11 protein-coding genes are annotated in these 18866 nt (G+C 50.0%); all 11 read right to left on the reverse strand.

Annotated elements, in window-relative coordinates; genetic code table 11:
• Window positions 1-303 precede the first annotated feature (303 nt).
• Window positions 304-1377, reverse strand: a complete 1074-nt coding sequence (gene rfbB, locus CLAM6_RS10725; protein WP_153636059.1) for a dTDP-glucose 4,6-dehydratase — start codon at window positions 1375-1377, stop codon at window positions 304-306.
• Between the two features lie 303 nt (window positions 1378-1680).
• On the reverse strand, window positions 1681-2730 hold the full coding sequence (locus CLAM6_RS10730) for a glycosyltransferase family protein (RefSeq protein WP_153636060.1): 1050 nt from the start codon (window positions 2728-2730) through the stop codon (window positions 1681-1683).
• The gene (locus CLAM6_RS10735) at window positions 2730-3782 is read right to left on the reverse strand and encodes a phytanoyl-CoA dioxygenase family protein (RefSeq protein ID WP_153636061.1); all 1053 of its coding nucleotides are present in this window, start codon (window positions 3780-3782) and stop codon (window positions 2730-2732) included. The genes CLAM6_RS10730 and CLAM6_RS10735 overlap by 1 nt, the downstream gene beginning before the upstream one ends.
• A 61-nt stretch (window positions 3783-3843) precedes the next feature.
• The gene (locus tag CLAM6_RS10740; RefSeq protein ID WP_153636062.1) at window positions 3844-6030 is read right to left on the reverse strand and encodes a glycosyltransferase family 2 protein; all 2187 of its coding nucleotides are present in this window, start codon (window positions 6028-6030) and stop codon (window positions 3844-3846) included.
• Between the two features lie 289 nt (window positions 6031-6319).
• Window positions 6320-6868 (reverse strand): dTDP-4-dehydrorhamnose 3,5-epimerase, encoded by a 549-nt coding sequence (gene rfbC, locus CLAM6_RS10745; protein WP_153636063.1) that lies wholly within the window; start codon window positions 6866-6868, stop codon window positions 6320-6322.
• Window positions 6869-6963: 95 nt separating this feature from the next.
• Window positions 6964-7860 carry a glucose-1-phosphate thymidylyltransferase RfbA gene (gene rfbA, locus CLAM6_RS10750; RefSeq protein WP_153636064.1) on the reverse strand — a complete coding sequence of 299 codons (897 nt, stop codon included), beginning with the start codon at window positions 7858-7860 and terminating at the stop codon, window positions 6964-6966.
• Between the two features lie 57 nt (window positions 7861-7917).
• Window positions 7918-8853: a dTDP-4-dehydrorhamnose reductase gene (gene rfbD, locus CLAM6_RS10755; RefSeq protein WP_153636065.1), complete on the reverse strand. Its 936-nt coding sequence runs from the start codon at window positions 8851-8853 to the stop codon at window positions 7918-7920.
• Window positions 8854-8947: 94 nt separating this feature from the next.
• Window positions 8948-11239, reverse strand: coding sequence for a glycosyltransferase family 2 protein (locus CLAM6_RS10760; protein WP_153636066.1), 2292 nt, complete (start codon window positions 11237-11239; stop codon window positions 8948-8950).
• Between the two features lie 106 nt (window positions 11240-11345).
• Window positions 11346-14462, reverse strand: a complete 3117-nt coding sequence (locus CLAM6_RS10765; protein ID WP_153636067.1) for a glycosyltransferase — start codon at window positions 14460-14462, stop codon at window positions 11346-11348.
• A gap of 225 nt (window positions 14463-14687) precedes the next feature.
• Entirely contained in the window at window positions 14688-16028 is a 1341-nt protein-coding gene (glmM, locus tag CLAM6_RS10770; protein WP_153636902.1) for a phosphoglucosamine mutase, read from the reverse strand.
• Between the two features lie 912 nt (window positions 16029-16940).
• Complete coding sequence (locus CLAM6_RS10775) at window positions 16941-18848, reverse strand: sulfotransferase domain-containing protein (protein ID WP_153636068.1); 1908 nt, start codon at window positions 18846-18848, stop codon at window positions 16941-16943.
• Between the last annotated feature and the right edge of the window lie 18 nt (window positions 18849-18866).

The following is an 18866-nucleotide window of genomic DNA, read 5'->3' on the forward strand; positions in this document are numbered from 1 at the left end:
TGCTGAATTTCCGCTGTCGTCGCGGATCAGTCAGTGCCTACGCTCCCTGACCCAGTGAACTGACAAGCTCACCGGGCTCCCTGACGCAGCATCTGAGTCAGCTCATAGGGTAAACAGCAAGAAGTCCGCCTGCAGCATGGTTTTCGCCGCAAGATTGTGCATTTTATTGCTATTTATACTGCTTATCAAAATATCACCAAATCAATATATATAGCTCAGAGCTGGCCAAGGCAGGAGCATGATGAGACTCATGCCAAGTCACCTCGGCTGTTGAGTCACTTCATCTCCTGCGCGTTGCCCGGATCAGATCTCGGCTCCCAGACGCTCTCCCTGATAGCGGCCATCACGAATTCGCTGCCACCACTCAGGATTATCCAGATACCACTGAATCGTCTTGCGCAGGCCCGACTCGAAGGTCTCCCGCGGCCGCCACCCCAGATCACGCGCTATCTTGTCGGCATCAATGGCATAACGCAGATCGTGCCCGGGCCTGTCGGTCACGAAGGTGATGAGATCACGGTAATGCGCAAGGCCTGCAGGCTTTTGCGGCACCAAGGCTTCCAACGTCTCACAGATCAGGCGAACCACGTCGATATTGCGCTGCTCGTTATGCCCCCCGATGTTGTAGCTTTCCCCCAGCGGCGCCTCGCACGCCACCTTGATCAAGGCACGCGCGTGGTCCTCGACGTACAGCCAATCGCGCACCTGATGGCCATTGCCATACACCGGCAGCGGCTTGCCCGCCAGGGCATTGAGGATGGTCAGGGGAATCAACTTCTCGGGGAAGTGATAGGGGCCATAATTGTTCGAGCAGTTGGTCATCACTGTCGGTAGACCGAAGGTTCGCTGCCAGGCTCTTACCAGATGGTCCGATCCCGCCTTGCTGGCCGAATAGGGCGAACTCGGCGCATAGGGTGTCTGCTCCGTGAAGCCAGGGTCATCCTCTGCAAGATCACCAAACACTTCATCGGTCGAGATGTGATGGAAGCGGAACATTTCAGCCTTGGCTGGATCCGTCAACACCAATTGCTTCCAGTAACGTCGTGACGCCTCCAGCAATCGGCAGGTGCCCATGACATTGGTTTCGATGAAGGCCTCCGGACCGTCGATGGAGCGGTCGACATGACTCTCTGCAGCAAGGTGCATGACGATATCCGGCTGATGCACACTGAAGATTCGTGCCAGCGCCTCGGCATCACAGATGTCCGCATGCTCGAAGACATACCGCGGATGATCACTGACGGACACCAGCGAATCCAGATTGCCCGCATAGGTCAGTTTGTCCAGGTTGACCACTTCATGGGACGTCGAATCGATCAGTTCGCGCACCACGGCAGAGCCGATGAACCCGGCGCCGCCGGTAATCAGGAACTTCATACTTCACCTCAACCACGCGCTCGGCGCAGAAATAAAATGTGAGAGTTTTGACAGCATTGGCAGCATCCCGGTCAAGTCTCAATTCAGCGCTAACCGGTGCTATATATCCTCGAATAATACTGGATTCTAACCTATCCCTAGCCCGAATAACCTGAACCCACCACGCTGAAATTACTCCACCAAAGATTACCACCACAACATGAGCTATCTTTCATGTAGTGGGGGGTAAAAGTCCCACACATGAATGACATTCTTAACAGGAATGGACCCGACAGCTATCGATAAGCACCTTGAGGTATGTTGCTACCCCTCGTAATAACTCATACCCGACCAGAAAACGGCACACCTCTCCTTCCCTGCAAGGCATGATGCTTTTTGCCGTGCCCGCTCTGCCATGGTTTGCGTGGCGGCTGGGTTAGCCAGCAATTGCTCCAGCGCTGTCCGCCACTCGCTAGGGTCGTCCCCGACTAGCAGCCCATCGACGCCATGCTCGACAACCTCGGTATACGGCGCCCGACGACTGTAGATACCGACACCGCCCATCGCGGTGATATCGAGAAATTTGATCCACGACTTGCCACAATTGAACGGAGTCTCCAGAAGCGGCGCGAGGCCGATCTGGATACGGCGTGTCGCCTGATATTGTTGAAAGGCCTTCCAAGGCATTGCCTCTGGAGTCTCCAGCCGTGCAATACCGGAAAATGATTCCGGCACGTGCCGCCCCATCATGATCTCGAGGCGTACCTGGGGATGCGATGCCATCAGTGGCGCGAGTGCAGTCGCCAGGTGCGCGATGTCATCACGATGCGCGCGAGTACCGTGATAGCCGATTGTCCAATCCGGCTGTGTGAAATCGGCCAGCTCAGTTGCTGACGCAAGTATTGGCGGTGTCAGCAACGAAACATTGGCGTGCTCTCGCCCAAGCCTCTCCACCAGCGCCTCACAGCAGGCAACCACCTCATCCGCAAGCGCAAGCAGTGCGGGCTGACGCATCGCCAAGCCGCTCAGACGCGCTACATAGGCGGCCGGCAAGCCATTGGTGCGGGTCACGGCACCAAGATCATCATCAATCAGATAGACGATACGCCCGAATCGCTCCCGATGACGTTCGAGAAGACGCACCCAGCGCTCACCCAGAGAGCGCACGATCAACAGATTGGCACCCGCCAGGCGCCGCAATGCCCATCGCGTCGGCAGGTGGTAGCGGCGGGTGTCGAAACGCTCGACGATGGCCCCCTGCTGGCGAAGAACAGGAGCGGCCGACTCAAGAAAGTAGATATCTTCGGTGGGTCGAGCAGCATCGCTGAGAACGACCCACCGCACACCTGCCAAGGGCGAAGCTTCAGCCGACATCAGGACGGGTCCTGCCCACGCGAGGAGTCACGTGTCACGACATGCCAGGAAGACTCGACACCACGTGCCGCGGCACGCTTGTCATCCCGCGCCCGCTCCGCCTTGAGCACACGATACTGCAGGCGATTGAGCCATTCGCCGCCCAGCCCCGGCAACGGCAGAAAGGGTGTCGTGCGACTCATTCCCCACAGCGCCAGACGCGAATTGCCCGCCTCGGCAGGACCACGCCCGTGCATACCGAAGGTATCCGCGATCAGCAGGGTGTTGGCAGGCACCCTGAACAGGGCGGGCGCATTGAGACCGAAGCGAGCCAGTGCGCCTCCCTCGACCCGGAAGGACCCTCTCTGGGTATAGCGATTGGTATGCTCACGCGCCGTCAGGCTCATGTGATACTCCCAATCCAGACGGCCCTTGTTCAACTGCGTGGACTGGGGCACGAACATGAAAGGTCCGTTGCGCTCGCTCACCTCCTCTAGGTAAAGCCAGAACTTCATCGTCGGCTGAAAGGTATCCACGTGCAGGGACTTCTGCGGGTCTGCCTCTTCACTCACGCGGGCGCCATTGAACACCTTCTCGAGATGCACGATGGGCAGACGGCGATGGCCAGCACAGAAACGCAGCAGACGCTTGAGCTGTGGGTCAGCCAGCACTTGCTTAGTCACCGGCAGCTCGCTCAAGGTCTCCGGGTCCAGCAATACGCGATGCGTGCGGGTATCCCCCTGACAACACTCACGTACCTCACCGGGGCCGTGATCATGCACGGTTTCAAGCTCCGCCTTGAGTCGCGCGAACAGCTCTGGCGACAAGAAGTTCTGCTTGAGCAGGTAGCCATCACGCAGATAGGCTTCACGCTCCGCTGTCGGCACGCCTCGACTCAACATGGCCATGCGCCAGCGCATGATCCGAGACGCCGCCTTCACCCGCCAGACGTGCAGCCCGCGGCGGTTCAGACGCTCGCTCCCGATCAGCGGATTGGCGATGAAGGACTTGGCACCGGTGAAAAGCGCAAGACCCCACAGGGGAGCCTTGAGCAGAAATCGTGAACGGGGCATGGCGTTCCTTGCAAGACGATGTTCAATGGGCAGCTACAGGCATAACGGGACGGCACCCTGCTCAGCGTAACGAAAAGTCTTCGTGGACGAGAGTCAGGTTGGGGTTGTAGGCCGGATCATTATCAAGCTGCTCTGCCCAGGTAGTGCGCATGTACTCACATTCAGAGAGCCAGCGTGCTCGCTTCTTCGGCGTATCATCAGCCCCCCTCGAGATGGATTCGTGATGATACAGCTCTGCATAAGGTGTCCAGAGATTACGGTAGCCTGCCTCACGAACTTTCAGGCACAGGTCAACGTCATTGTAAGCAACCGCCAGATGCTCCTCATTAAGTCCGTTGACTTCCTCAAAAACAGAGCGACGCAATAGCAGGCATGCAGCTGTCACCGCAGAGAGATTCTGAGTCGCTTTCAAACGACCTTGGAACCCATCCTCATGACGTTGGAAGAAACGGTGTGCATGCCCGGCAATACTTCCGAGGCCGAGTATCACGCCAGCATGCTGAATGGTCTCGTTGGGGTAATAGAGCTTGGCACCAACGCAGCCAATATCACCACGGCAGACTTGGGATACCATCTCGCTCAACCACTCGCCATTGACAGGTTCGATATCGTTATTGACCAAACCAATTATGTCACCGCGGGATTCACGGGCACCATAATTATTGATTCCCGAGTAATTGAAGGGATGGTTCCATGGCAGTACACGTACACGTGAGTCCCGCTCGGATACCTCACGCATATATTCGAGTGTCAATGGGCAGCTGCTCTGGTTATCGAGAATCAGCAACTCGAAATTCCGATACGTAGTATGTGCCAAGATAGCATTCACACACGGCTTGAGAATTTCGACACCATCACGAGTAGGGACAAGCAAGGAGACAAGCGGCGTAGGATCGGGAAGCTCCCAGCGTACCCTGACTGTCCTGTTCGCTTCTTTAAAGGACACGGCATCATCAAGGGCCGCACCCTTGACTGCGGTGGCAGCCAAGGAGTGCCGCTCCAAGTAACGCTGCACTCGATTCAGATGAGCATACTCACCATTTTGCGACTCCGTCCCGCGGAGTTGATGATTATCGTCACGAACATGCAGCAGGATGCGCGGTACACGAATTATAGATGACAGCTGATCAGGGTCAGCCAAGTACATCAATTCTAGGCTGATTGTATGAATTATCTCGACTGCATCATGTGAAAACTCAACAAGACTCGGCAATGAGTTGCAAACTTCCTCCCAGCAAGTGGATGACCAAAGGGCAAGGTGTCCAAGATAAGGTGTCGATAGCAATAAATCCGGATTCCATCCCGGTTTGAAATTGGGCGAGTGGCGGCCTCCCTGCTCATCCAGACAATCCTCATCACAATAAATCATACTTGCTTTTGATTCAGAGTGCACTATTTCTGCAAATACAGACAAGGCGTCAGGTGAAAGCACGCCTCCAACCGCAATGAGGCCTTTCCATTCGTTATGCGCTACAGTCTTCCTCATTGCTACAGACCAACCTTCCAAGGTTGATGCATGGTCTTTCTGACCACAATGGATCAAGCGTATGCGATCATCCTGTTCGCAAAATGAGGCAAGCCACTGAAGTTGCCCTGGGGGTAACCCGACAGCCAACACGTACAATCGCCATTGAGTGTACGTTTGCGCAACAAAACTGTTAAGGGTGCTGGCAATAGCGTCTTGTATATGAAAACTCGTCACTGGCAGTACAAGAGAAAAAAAACCATCTTTTGCCCTGCCAACATCACGGGCAGTTGTTATCGAAGGAGACACGGAACTTTTCGACATCATGGATTCAATAGTATCGATCCACTGACGATAATTATGCTTCGAGCTCAGACTAACAAAAGTGCTGTCATAATGACGAAGTGCCAAGCACCGCCAAGGTTCGCCTCCGCGACGCGCTTCTTGTTTGAGTATTTTGCTGACGTGTGAGTGCTTCTGCCCACGAAAGTGACGATGAGCAGTCACCAACCGCTGAATCAGGCGATCCTTGGCGAATCTCGGAGTTAACCACACAAGGCGGAAATGCTTGAGACGAAAATTACCCACAGTATTGATGGGACACAGGGATATACTGCGTACACCGCTAGGCACCCAGCACATACGGCGTGTCACCTTGCCTGCTCGTAACGGCAGCTCGACCTCATGCGAACCATACTTCGTCACTAGCGTAAGGATCGCAACCGCTCCTGTCACTGAACGGTCCATGTCGATTTCGATCATGTTCCAACCAGGAAGTGGCATGGGCCCTTCCCAAAGAAAAGACGCTGCGCTGGAAGTAGTACGCCACTCGTCCCCATTCAAGGACTCGATACCAGAATGCACCCGTAGATAACGAGGCACGCGAATATGCAATGGGAAAGATAACAGAGTAGGCACTTTGTTAGTATGAGACTGAAACTGTGAACTTTCCAGATATAAGGGTGTAGACAAAGCACTCACCTGACTTTCGATTCGTGGGCCAGCAAAACTGATAATTTCAAGGCACTAGGTTGTGCCAACCTATAAGATTACCTTGAATACCTCATGAGTGCTATGCGAAGACTGCAACCGACTCCAAGGGCAATCCTGCGCGGTCTTTCTCAGACAGAATCGGTACTTGGTTGGCGGAAAGAGGCCATGAAATGCCAACACGTGTATCATCCCATTTCAATGTGTGCTCATCATGGGGGGCATAGTAATCTGTGCACTTGTAATGGAACTCAGCTGTTTCACTGATCACATAAAAACCATGTGCAAAGCCGGGCGGCACCCATAACATCTGGCGATTTTTATCGCTCAGTACAACACCTAACCACTCACCAAAGGTATCGCTATGCTGGCGCAAATCAACCGCCACATCAAAAACCTCACCTTGGGTGACCTGAATCAGTTTCCCTTGGGGATTTTGAAGCTGAAAATGCAACCCCCGAAGGACACCATGGCGAGAACGGCTATGATTATCCTGTACAAACATATACTCACCACAATGCTTAGTGAATTCAGTTTGACGAAATGTCTCCATAAAGAATCCCCGTTCATCACCATGAACCTTGGGAGTAATCAATACAACATCAGGTATACTCAAAGATTCGAATTCCATACCAGCCTCAAAAAGATTTAATCACATTGCTCAGAGCAAACAAGACATCAACTCAATCAATAAAACAACACTATCCAATAGTATATACAGTTAGCCTACAGGGAGTGATTATCACGATGACAGTCAGCTAACCTTTTCAGCAAATACTGTCCGTAGCCGGTCTTTCTCAAAGCGGTAGCTTGAGCCTCCAACTGCGAATCAGTAATCCATCCATTGTTCCAAGCGATTTCCTCGAGGCAAGCAATTTTTAATCCTTGGCGATGTTCAATGGTTTGCACATACTGGCTAGCATCTAGCAAGCTGTCATGGGTGCCTGTATCTAGCCATGCAAAACCTCTCCCCAGACGCTCAACAGAGAGATCGCCGCGCTGTAGATAAGCATTATTGACACATGTGATTTCAAGCTCACCCCGTGATGAGGGCACAACGGACCGAGCAATCTCCACTACGTCGCTATCATAGAAGTAAAGCCCAGTAACAGCATAAGGTGATTTGGCCTGAGCCGGTTTTTCCTCTATCGAAATTGCCTTGCCATGGTCGTCAAACTCGACCACACCAAATCGCTCAGGATCATGTACCAAATACCCGAACACCGTCGCACCCGACTTTTTCTGAGAAGCGCGCTTCAACTGGTCTGAAAAATGCTGACCATGGAAGATGTTATCTCCCAGCACGAGACAGACAGGGTCGCTACCGATAAAATCAGCCCCGATGATGAATGCCTGGGCCAATCCATCGGGAGATGACTGCACCTTATATTCGAAACGCACCCCGTACTGTGAACCACTCCCCAGCAATGCCTGATACTGGGGCAAATCCTCTGGTGTCGAAATGATAAGAATCTCTCTGATCCCTGCCAGCATCAATACAGAAATCGGATAAAAGATCATAGGCTTGTCATAAATGGGCAACAGTTGCTTGGATATGCCCAGAGTAATAGGGTGCAACCGAGTACCAGTTCCACCAGCAAGAACAATCCCCTTACGTATCATGTAAACCTCACATCAGTTCTTTGAAGAATTATCCAAGTCAGGTAAATCATGTTCAGACTAAGCATCGGATAAAATATCACTATCACTACCATCATTTAGGTAATTTTCTTCAAAAAATTCGTTCAGCGTCAATATCAACTGAGAATCCCAAGCCGGTAGTGAAAGCCCAAGTTCAGTTTCGAGTTTTTTCGATGATAACCGAGAGTTCAATGGGCGACGAGCAGGAGTCGGATAATCTTGGGTTGAAATGCCTTCCACATTATCAGGATGTATCTTGAATGCAATGCCCCTAGAAATTGCATGACGAAATATGGCTTGTGCAAAACCATGCCAGCTGGTGCTACCACCTGCAGTAAGATGATAAAGCCCAGTTGGGATCTGCTGCCGAATGGCCTCAGATGTTACCTGTGCAATCAACTTGGCAGGGGTTGGCGCCCCTATCTGATCATGCACCACCCTTAGACTATCATGCTTCACTCCCAAACGAAGCATGGTACGCATGAAATTATTTCCATGCGGAGCATATATCCAGCTGGTACGAAATATCCAATGTCGACAATGGCTGCTCAAGACAGACTCATCACCTGCTAGCTTGGACCTTCCATAGACTGAAAGTGGGCTTACATCACTCTCTTCAGTCCATGGAGTACTCCCCGTCCCCGGATACACATAGTCTGAGGAATAATGTATGAGAATTGCCCCCAGCTCACTTGATTTTTTAGCCAGTAAAGATGGTAGTGATGCATTAATTAACATCGCATTATCCACTTCCACTTCTGCCTTATCCACTGCAGTATAGGCAGCTGCATTCAAGATAATATCTGGCTGATAGAGATCGATACATTTAGATACCTCAAAAAAGCTCCCAACATCCAAATCTTCACGGGTGGGAGCGTATACTTGGCCGATATCGGCAAGGGCAGATTGTAACTCTACTCCTAACTGCCCTGTCCCACCCAGTAGGAGAATTTTTCTTGTAGCAACCAATTCCATGAGATCCCTAAATTTCTGGTAAAGCTAAAGCATTATCTATATGTTACAAACTAAGAAATCACACAACAATACTCAACCATTAATAAAGCCAATTTCAAAAGGATGATATACTTCGAGTCAGTTGCCGGTGCCATTTCAAGATCCCCACATCATTCAACGAGGATTCTTCTGAAACTAGCATTTTATCGCTAATTTTTTCAATCTCAGTACTATCCAGTCGAGATACTTTTCTATCAATCAAATCAGTCAGAGAATACTCAACTTCAGGTACCTGTAACAGAAATCTGGCATTTGATTGAGCAACGAGATAATCTGGCGAAATAGAATCGACAACATCTTGATCGATACTGCCAGCAGTATGAATAAACACTACCCTCTTGAAAACACGGCTAATATAATGAAACATGGAGTTAGTCGATGAAGAGCCAAAAATCAAACAAGTTTCCGCAAACAATGCTTCAGGATAACTAATCACCAACATTCTACCAAAATTTGGCAAGCCGTTGTCGTAAAGTCGATGTTTCATATAACTGAATGACTTCAACATATCCACATGACACACTCGACGAGGAGTAAGCTTGTTCCCAAGATCGCCCCCCATGCTTCTTGAAGTATAACGATCTTTTGAAAAGAGGTTTTCAACCTTGTCTCGAGGAAGACCGAGCTCCACAGCAAGCTCAATAGTAGCCTTCATCGCGCCTCGCTGTGTCCAGTGAGTGTCAGTTCGGATATAGGCATCATCACCCAATGCAAGCAAAGCAGCTTCAGGATGAACAACGTGTGTTGCTTCGGAGAGCGCTAGCAACTGATTGATCGGTCGCTTATCATCCTGCACTGCTGTATGGTAACGGGGTCCCATTATCGTTTCCTTGGCAGGGGCGATTAACATTGACCATCGGCACCCATAATCATTTGCTATTTTGGCAACTCCTTTAAAATAGCCCCCCCAACGCTCTATACCATACTCGGTCAAGTGCATACGCCCACGATACTGATCGACGCTTCCATTAGTATCATTATCCAGAAATAACCAGCCCTCACTTCCTTCGATCACTTTGAGTGCGTCAGTATCACATTGCTCTGCTTCGCACTTAACGGTCTGCAAAGGCCAACGGTAGTCATCAATCAACAACTCTAGATAAAAGCGAGTAACTCTCGTTGGTATGGTAAAGCGAAAACCACATTGTCTCTGTGGGTGTGAATCATCGACATCATGCAAGATCTTATTTATTACGTCGGGTCGTTTAATTTCAAGAGGATGACAGACCTCAAACTGATCTTCCCAGCGAGCAATTATTCTTACCTTTGGTACTGTGGAGGCTATATCCGGGTGTAATAGCACCCAACCCTGGACGACACGTCCGCCTGGCAAGAACAAGGACCCATGTTCACTTGAAGGATAATCCAATGTCCAACGATAAGGTGTGGGGTCGTCACCGAATCCTATCTTTTGAACAATACGACGCCCAAAATCACACATAAGGTTCACTACGTCAGCTTTGCTCGAATTAGATGACTCTAATTTTTTAACAGAAGCTTTCTCTACACTATCAATACTCATCTTCAGATGAGGTGCGATCTGTGCTGCTATGGTGCAAGCTTCATCATTACGATCATGCCGCTCAAAATAGTCGCGTCCTTTGTTATAATTTTTTTGAGCTGCGCTACCACGCTTGGACTTACCGGAAAGGAACTCTTCAACCGATTTCACAATATAATGATTTATTCTAGCACCTTGCCAAACAATATCTTCACTGAGTCCTATTCGATGAGTTCCATCTTGAGCAATACGAGGTTTTAAAGGCTCACCTAACGCATTGACATATCGGCCGTACTTCAGACGAACATGATGCGGATTATCAAATCCAGATACATTGGCAGGCCTTACGATACTTTTATAATGATGGTTAGGCCCAAAATTGATATAACTTCTCGAGGTGAACCGCTCGATCACCAAGCCCTGCTCCCGAAAGACTTGCCCAGAAGATCCGAAGCAAGCCCAATTCAATGCTACCGCACCAACGCTTTCGTCAGAAAAACAACTTTCAAGCCATGGTAGTATCGATGGTGGCTTATCCTGTCGTCCAACATCACTCTGTAGAGGAAGTATAAATTCATCTGCATCAATAAATGCCAATACATCAATCTCAGCCGGGCAAGCCTTCAAAAGATATTCATAAGCGGCCAGTTGGGGTGGCTCACCTTTTTTTGTTACCACATCCTTCAATATTACATCGTTGCATGCAGCTAACAACTCCCTTGTACCATCATTACTGCTGTTGTCAGCTATCAAAAACTGAGAAACCCCTACTAACCGATGATATGCCAACCACTCAGGCAGACAATCCACCTCATTCTTTACAATTGCGGCCACAGCTAGCTTCACAGAAAATTTCCTTATATATTGAGGCCAACAACGAACGATCTAGAAAAAGATCGACAAGTGGAAGCATGTGCCATTAAGTTAAGTAAAAACTCTACCAATCCACAAATCACAAAACGGCACACATTTCATAAGCTTTATATAGTGCAGTCTCCATTGCTGGCTGATCAAAATACTGTTTGGCGCGCTGTCGTCCAGCCATCCCCAGGTCGAGGCGCAACATAGGGTCTTGTGCAAGCTCAAAGATCCGGTGCGCCACACTCAGAGTATCACTCAAGGTTTCGAGATACCCTGTGGTGCCACCGACGACCAGCTCAGGCAAAGCCCCCCATTCGTACCCCACTACTGGGCGAGCTGCAGCCATGGCTTCCAACACGGTCCTACCAAAGGATTCCTGAAAATGCGATAGATTGACCACAATATCCAGCTGGGCCAACGCTTCCTGAGGCGCATCCACATAGCCTGCATATAAGATATTGGAAGGCACTAGTCCCGCTACCTGCCGGGCCATCAAGGTGTCAAGAGCTGAGGTACGGGGCCCAAACACCTTGATCTGTAATTCGGGTATCAGTCGCTGGAGATGCGCTGCGACTGATACCAGGTCTTCAAGGCCTTTCTTGGGTAAATTGCTGCTCAGCATACCTAGTGTCACTGGCATCTCATTACGCAAGGCAAGCGCCAACAAAGGGACCATATCGATAGTATTGGGCACAACAGTGATTGGTGGCAGCGCTTGCGATGATGGCCCCCCTGACGTGTCATCCTCTACCTCTTGCTGATTGTGTATGGCCATGCGGCAAGCTTCCGCCGTAATTTCAGAGTTGGCAATAATGAGATCGGCGGCTCCGCACACACGCGCCATCACAGTAGAAGCCTCAGCATTGAGCGTCTGACAAAGGCCGGAATCATGCTCGGGCAGCTCACGGACATGAACAATTACCGGCACCCCACTTTCACGTGCTGCTATCATCGGCTCATGAAGAACGATGGTGTTGACATGCACGGCATCAATCTTGAAACGTTTTATCAGCCCCCGAAAATGGCGAAGTGTAGCCGGTTCCGGCGACCGCCCTCGCTGCCACCAGCCATAAGGCAATACCGCGACCGCCATGGAATGCGCCCTAAGGGCCTCGATATAAGGTCCATTGACAGCCGAGGGCAAGCTCACCACTACATTCCATCCAAGCGTATTCATCGCCTTTAGAACGTCCAACAGGCTACGCTCGGCGCCAAACAGGGTGCTGCCCGCTTGATGGCCACATAGAAGAATACAGGGTGACTGTTCATTGCGTGTCAGATCCCCCGAAAGTACCGGCCATGGAGATCTCCCCTCCCTTCGCCCCAGTGTCACATAGTGCCATAACGGATTCTGGTCACCGATATCAGGATAACAATAGCGATAACCGGAAGTACTGAAATGCGGCCCTGGATCACGCCCCTCTTGGCTCCCTGCTTGCCAGTAATGCTCCAATGGCTCGATGATGACATCCTGCAGATCCAGATGTGTGCGCAGATACCAGCCCGGTGCAAAGAGCCCAGAGGCTTGCAAAACATCCAGAGGGTGCTGAAAACGAACGGGTAGCGCTTGTCGACAGATCGCAGCCGGTGCAGCAAAGGGTCGCCAAGACGCTTCGGGAATGAGCGTTAGTTCGCCAGATTCCTTGCCTTGGCTATGCCAGCGACGGGCGGCCTCAATATAGGCTTGTCGAACCCCGACAAACCGCGTCACGAGATGGGTTGCCCCAGCCTGACTGAGGGATGACTCATCCGCTCGACCGAATGCCAGCGGCACACCAGGCAGTACCTCGATGACGGCGTCATGACCAAATCGTGCGATCAACCGCTCATGAAACTCGGTATCGGCATCAACACGGACGTTATCCCAGCCTCCCAATGCCTCTATCGCAGTGCGGCGCACCATCAATGACGAGATATTGGGATATACCCACCCCTCCTCAATACGCCAGCGATGGAAGTGAAGTGCCGGTGTGGTTCTCACCCATGACGATAAACTCGCGACCGCACCGGCCTGGGCTTGAAGAGCCGCCACCTGGCGCACCAGCTTTTGTGGATGCGACCAGTCATCGCTGTCATGTACCGTAATCAAGTCACCGGTCGCATGTCTCAAGCCGGTATTGCGCGCGGCATAAGCCCCGCTGTTTTCCCTATGTCGCAAGAGGTGCAATGCCACATGCCCCGGGCACTGGGCAACAAGCGCCTCCACGACTTGGCAGGTGGTGTCCTCGCTTGCATCGTCAACGACCAACAGCTCAAGGCGAACGTCGAACTGAGCAAACAGACCATGGATCGCCGTTGCAATGGTGCCAGCCACGTTGTAGGCAGGCAGAATGACACTGACAAGGGACTCACCTTCAGAAGAAGATGCTGCTGTATGTCGAGCCATAGAGTCCAATGCAGGCTTCTCAGAATCCGTAAACCCCAGGTTATCCAGACACAACGGCAGCCTAGGGTTACGGTAGCCCACCGGCTCAAGCCCCGCGCTTTGCCATGCAAAATTTATCAAGCTCAGACGTTGTGAAGGATCACATGTGGCGTTGGCATGCGCCAGTGCAGTATCGGCACGCGAGCCGAAATACTGATCAAGATGAGTCAGCACATCAGCCAGTAATGCCGTGTCCGAGGCATGGTCTGTTGAGTCAAGGCTAGGGAGACCAGAATCAAAGTTAGAGGCAGAGTCATTTGAAGCGTCAGTCCCAACAGAGGCTACTCTTTCAGACAAACATGTTACCGCCACGTCATGCTGGGAAGTCGCCAACAGCGCCTCGACTGCCAACAAGGCAGGCCCGCTATGTGTTGGCGAATCGATCAACCGCCCGTCAGGCAGCAAATACTGCCTGACGAGTGCCCAATCCTTCCGCCAAGCCCACCACCGAGCCAGTGCCCATCGTGCATAGTGAGCTTCTTCGCGACTGGCCTGAGGATCATGAGACAAGTACTCAAGTCGCGGTAACATAACACTGTCGGCCCCCCGCCAAAGATGATTCTCCCAAGCCAAGGCACGGTTCTTGCGCGGCAAGCGCCCTTCACGTTTACCATGCTCCAGATAATGTAGCAGTGGATTCCACCCTGCATCGGCGACGTCAGGGTAGCGTCTGAGATACCAGACACCATCAAAGTCAGGCCCTGGTGACAACCCAGCCGCCGCCCCTTCCTTGAGATAATGCTGGATAGGCGCTCTCCGAGCAGACTGGTTATCTACCAACATGGGGTGGCTCAAGTACCATGCAGCATCGAATAGACTTGACTGTTCAATGAGCCGAAAGCGGCGAGAGCTAGCATGCCAGCGACGAATCAACTTGAAGATAACATCCCCGCATGCCCTAGATCGTTTCTTGACCTTCCGATACCAGCCGTATTTCAACTATTCGCCCTCGCTGTACAGAGTGAGACCATGGCTCTGCCAGATATCCTTAAATCCAGACTAGCAATTTCACCCCAAAACGTTAGCAATTTCCTGGGCGTGTTGATTGGCTTGGCGCACATCTCTGGCTTCCACCATTACACGCACCAGAGGCTCGGTGCCAGACTTGCGAAGCAAAACTCGGCCTGAGTCACCTAATGCCATCTCTACATCCCGAACAGCAGCTTGGACGGATTGGGCAGCGAGCGGATCTGCTCCTTTCGCGGCGTCATAAGCCACGTTGATGAGTATCTGAGGCATCTTTTCCATACCCTGCTTGGCAGCATGCAATGTCTTACCCTGTTGATTCAATGCAGCCAGTACACGCATAGAAGCGATGATGGCATCCCCCGTCGCTGCGTGGTCCAGGCTCAACAAATGACCGGAGTTCTCACCCCCAATACGCCAGCCGGTAGCCCCCAGCATTTCCATTACATAACGATCACCCACCTTGGCGCGCTTGAAAGGGACCTCCAGCTCCGCCAACGCCAGTTCAAGACCCAAGTTGCTCATCTGGGTGCCCACTACACCACCAGCGTAACCTTCTTGTTTTGCCATCAGCGCCAATATGAACAGCAACTCATCCCCATCTACCACAGCACCGGTATGATCTACCATCATCAAACGGTCTGCGTCACCATCCATGGCAATACCCAGGTCAGCCCCGTGCTTTATGACAGCAGCTTGTAAACTATTAAGATGGGTCGCACCACATTTATCATTAATATTCATGCCATCAGGCTGGTCATGAATACTGACGACTTCCGCACCTAATTCACGGTAGACCGTCGGTGCAACGCGATACGCGGCACCATTTGCACTATCCACAACAATCTTAAAGCCTTTGAGGCTTTGATGATTAGGAAGAAATGATTTGCAATACTCAATATACCGGCCAGCAGCATCTGGGATGCGTCGCGCCTTACCAAGGTTTTCTGAGGACACGCAATCCATGCCAGACTGTAAGGCTTTGTCGAGCCAAGCCTCAATATCTAGTTCTTGATCGTCAGTCAGTTTCAACCCAGAATCAGAAAATAACTTGATACCATTATCATAAAACGGATTATGTGATGCACTAATCACTACTCCAGCTCTAGCACGAAACGTTGTGGCTAAATAAGCAATAGCAGGCGTTGGCAAGGGGCCTACCAAGGCCACGTTGATACCCGCCGCTGAAAAGCCTGCTTCAAGAGCAGATTCCAGCATATACCCACTAGCACGGGTATCCTTACCAATGACAACTTCATTGCTGCCATTTCGCAATAGTGCTTTGCCAGCCGCCCACCCAAGCTTCATCGCAAAATCAGGTGTCATGGGGAACTGCCCTACGCAGCCGCGAATGCCATCGGTTCCGAAATATTTTCTCACTATGCTCTCCCGCTTAATAGAATTTGAATTGGTGACGAATGCAGTCTGTAGACCTGAATCCAAGAAACAAGTGCTGAACCTACGGTATCCAAAACTACTGAATATTTTCTTAAGAATATTTGGGACAGTGCATGATAGCCTAAGCGCTTTCGGGGCCGGTCATTCAATTTATGGACTAGCTTTCGCAGCTCAGTATTGCTGACTTTCTGGAAGCCTGTTTCATTGGTGTAGTGGTCAAGTGTTTTTGGCCACCGTGCTTTGAACGTTCCAGTAGTTCTCTTCTGCCAAATTCGACAGTAACTCATCGTTATGCTTGTACAGCCTGAGCCCTGGCCGAGGCTCAGGACTGGGTTCAGCAATTTACCGAGTGGTACAACCATGAGCACTGGCACAGCGCCCTTCGCTACGTTACGCAGGGCCAGCGTCATAACGGCGAGGCCAAAAGCATTCTGACGCAGCGCCGAGAGGTCTTCGAGGCTGCGAAGCAGCGCTACCCGGAGCGCCGGTCAGACGACATCCGGAGACTCGACCTGCCGGAGATAGTGCATCTGAATCCGGAGCGGGATCCGGTACCGCAGGCAGTAGGGTTTTAAAAAGCCAGAACCACGTCATGTACCAACTATGTTGACAGATTCCGGGGGCCAGAGATCACAGGGTTGTAAAGAACCGAAGTGATTTTATATGGCAACTATGTTGACAGACTCCGGTATATTGAGTTGGACTGGAATCAGCAGCGTCGGCATAGTGAAGTCGGAATGATCAGTCTGAAGGCTTTTGAAGCTCGCAGGATAGCTCAGATCAGTCTCCACAATTGCTGGGTAAGATAATGAGCTGATGGCCAAACATCACGTATACGCATCAACGTTTCAATGACGGTGTTGCGATCAGAGTCTGTATCCGCCCAATAATAAACAGTCATCGATAGCTCAGCGAAAAACGCAAGGTCATCGAGCTTGGTCGAATAACCACATTATCGTTTTGACAAAAAAACCGCCCATTACATGCAGCCTTAGAACTCAAACCATTCATGAAGTTGGCTTTGTTTAGTAAGTCATTAGGCAGCAACTTTCTTGACAAAATGGATAGATCCTCAAGATCAACCAAAGTTAATGTTGCATTTCCAACGTCTAACTTAGATTCAGAAACAGCTAGTGCAAGCTTATCATCCAACTTAATGAAATTCCTTACCTCATTCATTCCCAAATGGTTTTCAGCAACTAAAACTTCACCTAGCCGATCTTTTTTCACAACGCAGAGCTTAGAGCCTAGCCCTTTAAAGGTATCATCAGTGGCCCATATCAACTCATCCGACGTCTGTATCATACCTGTAAATCGATACAACCTTCCCTTCAGACTTTCTGGAATATCACTAGCACCTTGCCCATGTACTGAATAAATTGGAATAAGCGTCCAGCTAATACCATCGTCTTCAGATACCCAAAACTTGGATTGATTTTCAGTATCTCCACTGGACGCATACCAACGATCTTTAACAGTTGAGCATTTCTGAACCAAATGGAAATGGCGGATATCACCTCCTTTTGGGTCATCAGGATCACCTTTTACAGAAAGTACCTTTTTCCATAAAGCTCCAGAATTCTCACTTCTCCACAATGCAACCTCAGAAGCGGCGTAAGGATATTCACCCCATACTACAGTACCTGTGCTAGGGTTTTCATCAATACTCCATGTACCATGCCATGGGTAGCTCCCTCCTTCTACTTCTCCCAAAAACTTCCACTCACTATCGTATCGATGCACAGAGCCCGAGTCGGTTTGAAGCAGATGAATACCATTACTAAGAGTAAAACACTTCATATACTGACTGCTTACTTCATTATCAACCCAAGTACTACCACCATCATAAGATAACTTAATTAGATCGGGCTGGGAACAAACAATATAATCACCATCCAGCACATGCTCAAGAAACTTACAGTTGGTCTTAACTCTCGGTGCATCAATTTTTATATTGATTCTTTTGTCTTCATTTATTTCAAAGCTGAAATCGTATAGTGTACCACCTGCTTTCACGTCTAGCTTCTTGACTAGCACCTTATCTTGAACAGAAACTTTGGTATCTGCTGAATTTACAGGCAATTGCGTCTCAGACACTCCATCATAAATCCAATCTAAGCGCCCTAACTCAAAGAGAGCTTCTTCAAGCTCCTGATAGTTTTTCAACGATTCGCTGAGATTGTCAGAAGTTACCTTGACAAGATCACTATCTTTAAGAGTGCCAGGTTTTAACTTACTTACACCCAAAAATGAAAATATCTTATTTACTTCCAACTCAGCATTATCGCAAATATCTTCGTAAAAAACCTCAATAAATCTCAAGCGTTTACTTTCTGCCCAACTTACGTACTCTTTATCCTTGGAACTTCTATCCAATGCTTCCTTGCAGGCCCTCTTGACATCAAGCTCGAGCTTGCCAAAATGCGCTAGCGATGACTTAAAAAGATGCGCTTTTCCCGTTTCTCTTTTCAGCCTTTCAGAGTTTTGTTGAGAAATTGCAGCTTTTAATTTATTTTTACGCTTCAAAAGAATTATTTTTAATGAACCTTCCTCAGATCTGTTTTTAATAATTGTATCAATTTCTGGAAACTCGCTAGGGTGTCGTGGATATCTGAATTGAAACCCAGGAACTTTGTAGGGTGACATAGCAACTTCAGAAAAGACGTTTAACAACGTTCTATTTTCATTGAAGGCACCACCTCTATTATGAAAGACCTCGCCAAAATCGTTAACATCAGGATGCTGATTCAATAAACTTCTAAGGAATTTTGAACCACTTCGCGCCATAAATAATACTACAAACATAAGGAGACCTCAAGATAA

Origin of the sequence: Cobetia sp. AM6 (assembly GCF_009617955.1) — a bacterium.
Taxonomy (GTDB): domain Bacteria; phylum Pseudomonadota; class Gammaproteobacteria; order Pseudomonadales; family Halomonadaceae; genus Cobetia; species Cobetia amphilecti.

Bases quoted from the DNA above. Each gene is read 5' to 3' on its own strand.
- rfbB (WP_153636059.1), bottom strand. From the start codon at position 1,377: ATGAAGTTCCTGATTACCGGCGGCGCCGGGTTCATCGGCTCTGCCGTG.
- CLAM6_RS10765 (WP_153636067.1), bottom strand. From the start codon at position 14,462: ATGTTGGTAGATAACCAGTCTGCTCGGAGAGCGCCTATCCAGCATTAT.
- CLAM6_RS10730 (WP_153636060.1), bottom strand. From the start codon at position 2,730: ATGTCGGCTGAAGCTTCGCCCTTGGCAGGTGTGCGGTGGGTCGTTCTC.
- CLAM6_RS10775 (WP_153636068.1), bottom strand. From the start codon at position 18,848: ATGTTTGTAGTATTATTTATGGCGCGAAGTGGTTCAAAATTCCTTAGA.
- CLAM6_RS10735 (WP_153636061.1), bottom strand. From the start codon at position 3,782: ATGCCCCGTTCACGATTTCTGCTCAAGGCTCCCCTGTGGGGTCTTGCG.
- rfbD (WP_153636065.1), bottom strand. From the start codon at position 8,853: ATGGAATTGGTTGCTACAAGAAAAATTCTCCTACTGGGTGGGACAGGG.
- CLAM6_RS10740 (WP_153636062.1), bottom strand. From the start codon at position 6,030: ATGCCACTTCCTGGTTGGAACATGATCGAAATCGACATGGACCGTTCA.
- rfbC (WP_153636063.1), bottom strand. From the start codon at position 6,868: ATGGAATTCGAATCTTTGAGTATACCTGATGTTGTATTGATTACTCCC.
- rfbA (WP_153636064.1), bottom strand. From the start codon at position 7,860: ATGATACGTAAGGGGATTGTTCTTGCTGGTGGAACTGGTACTCGGTTG.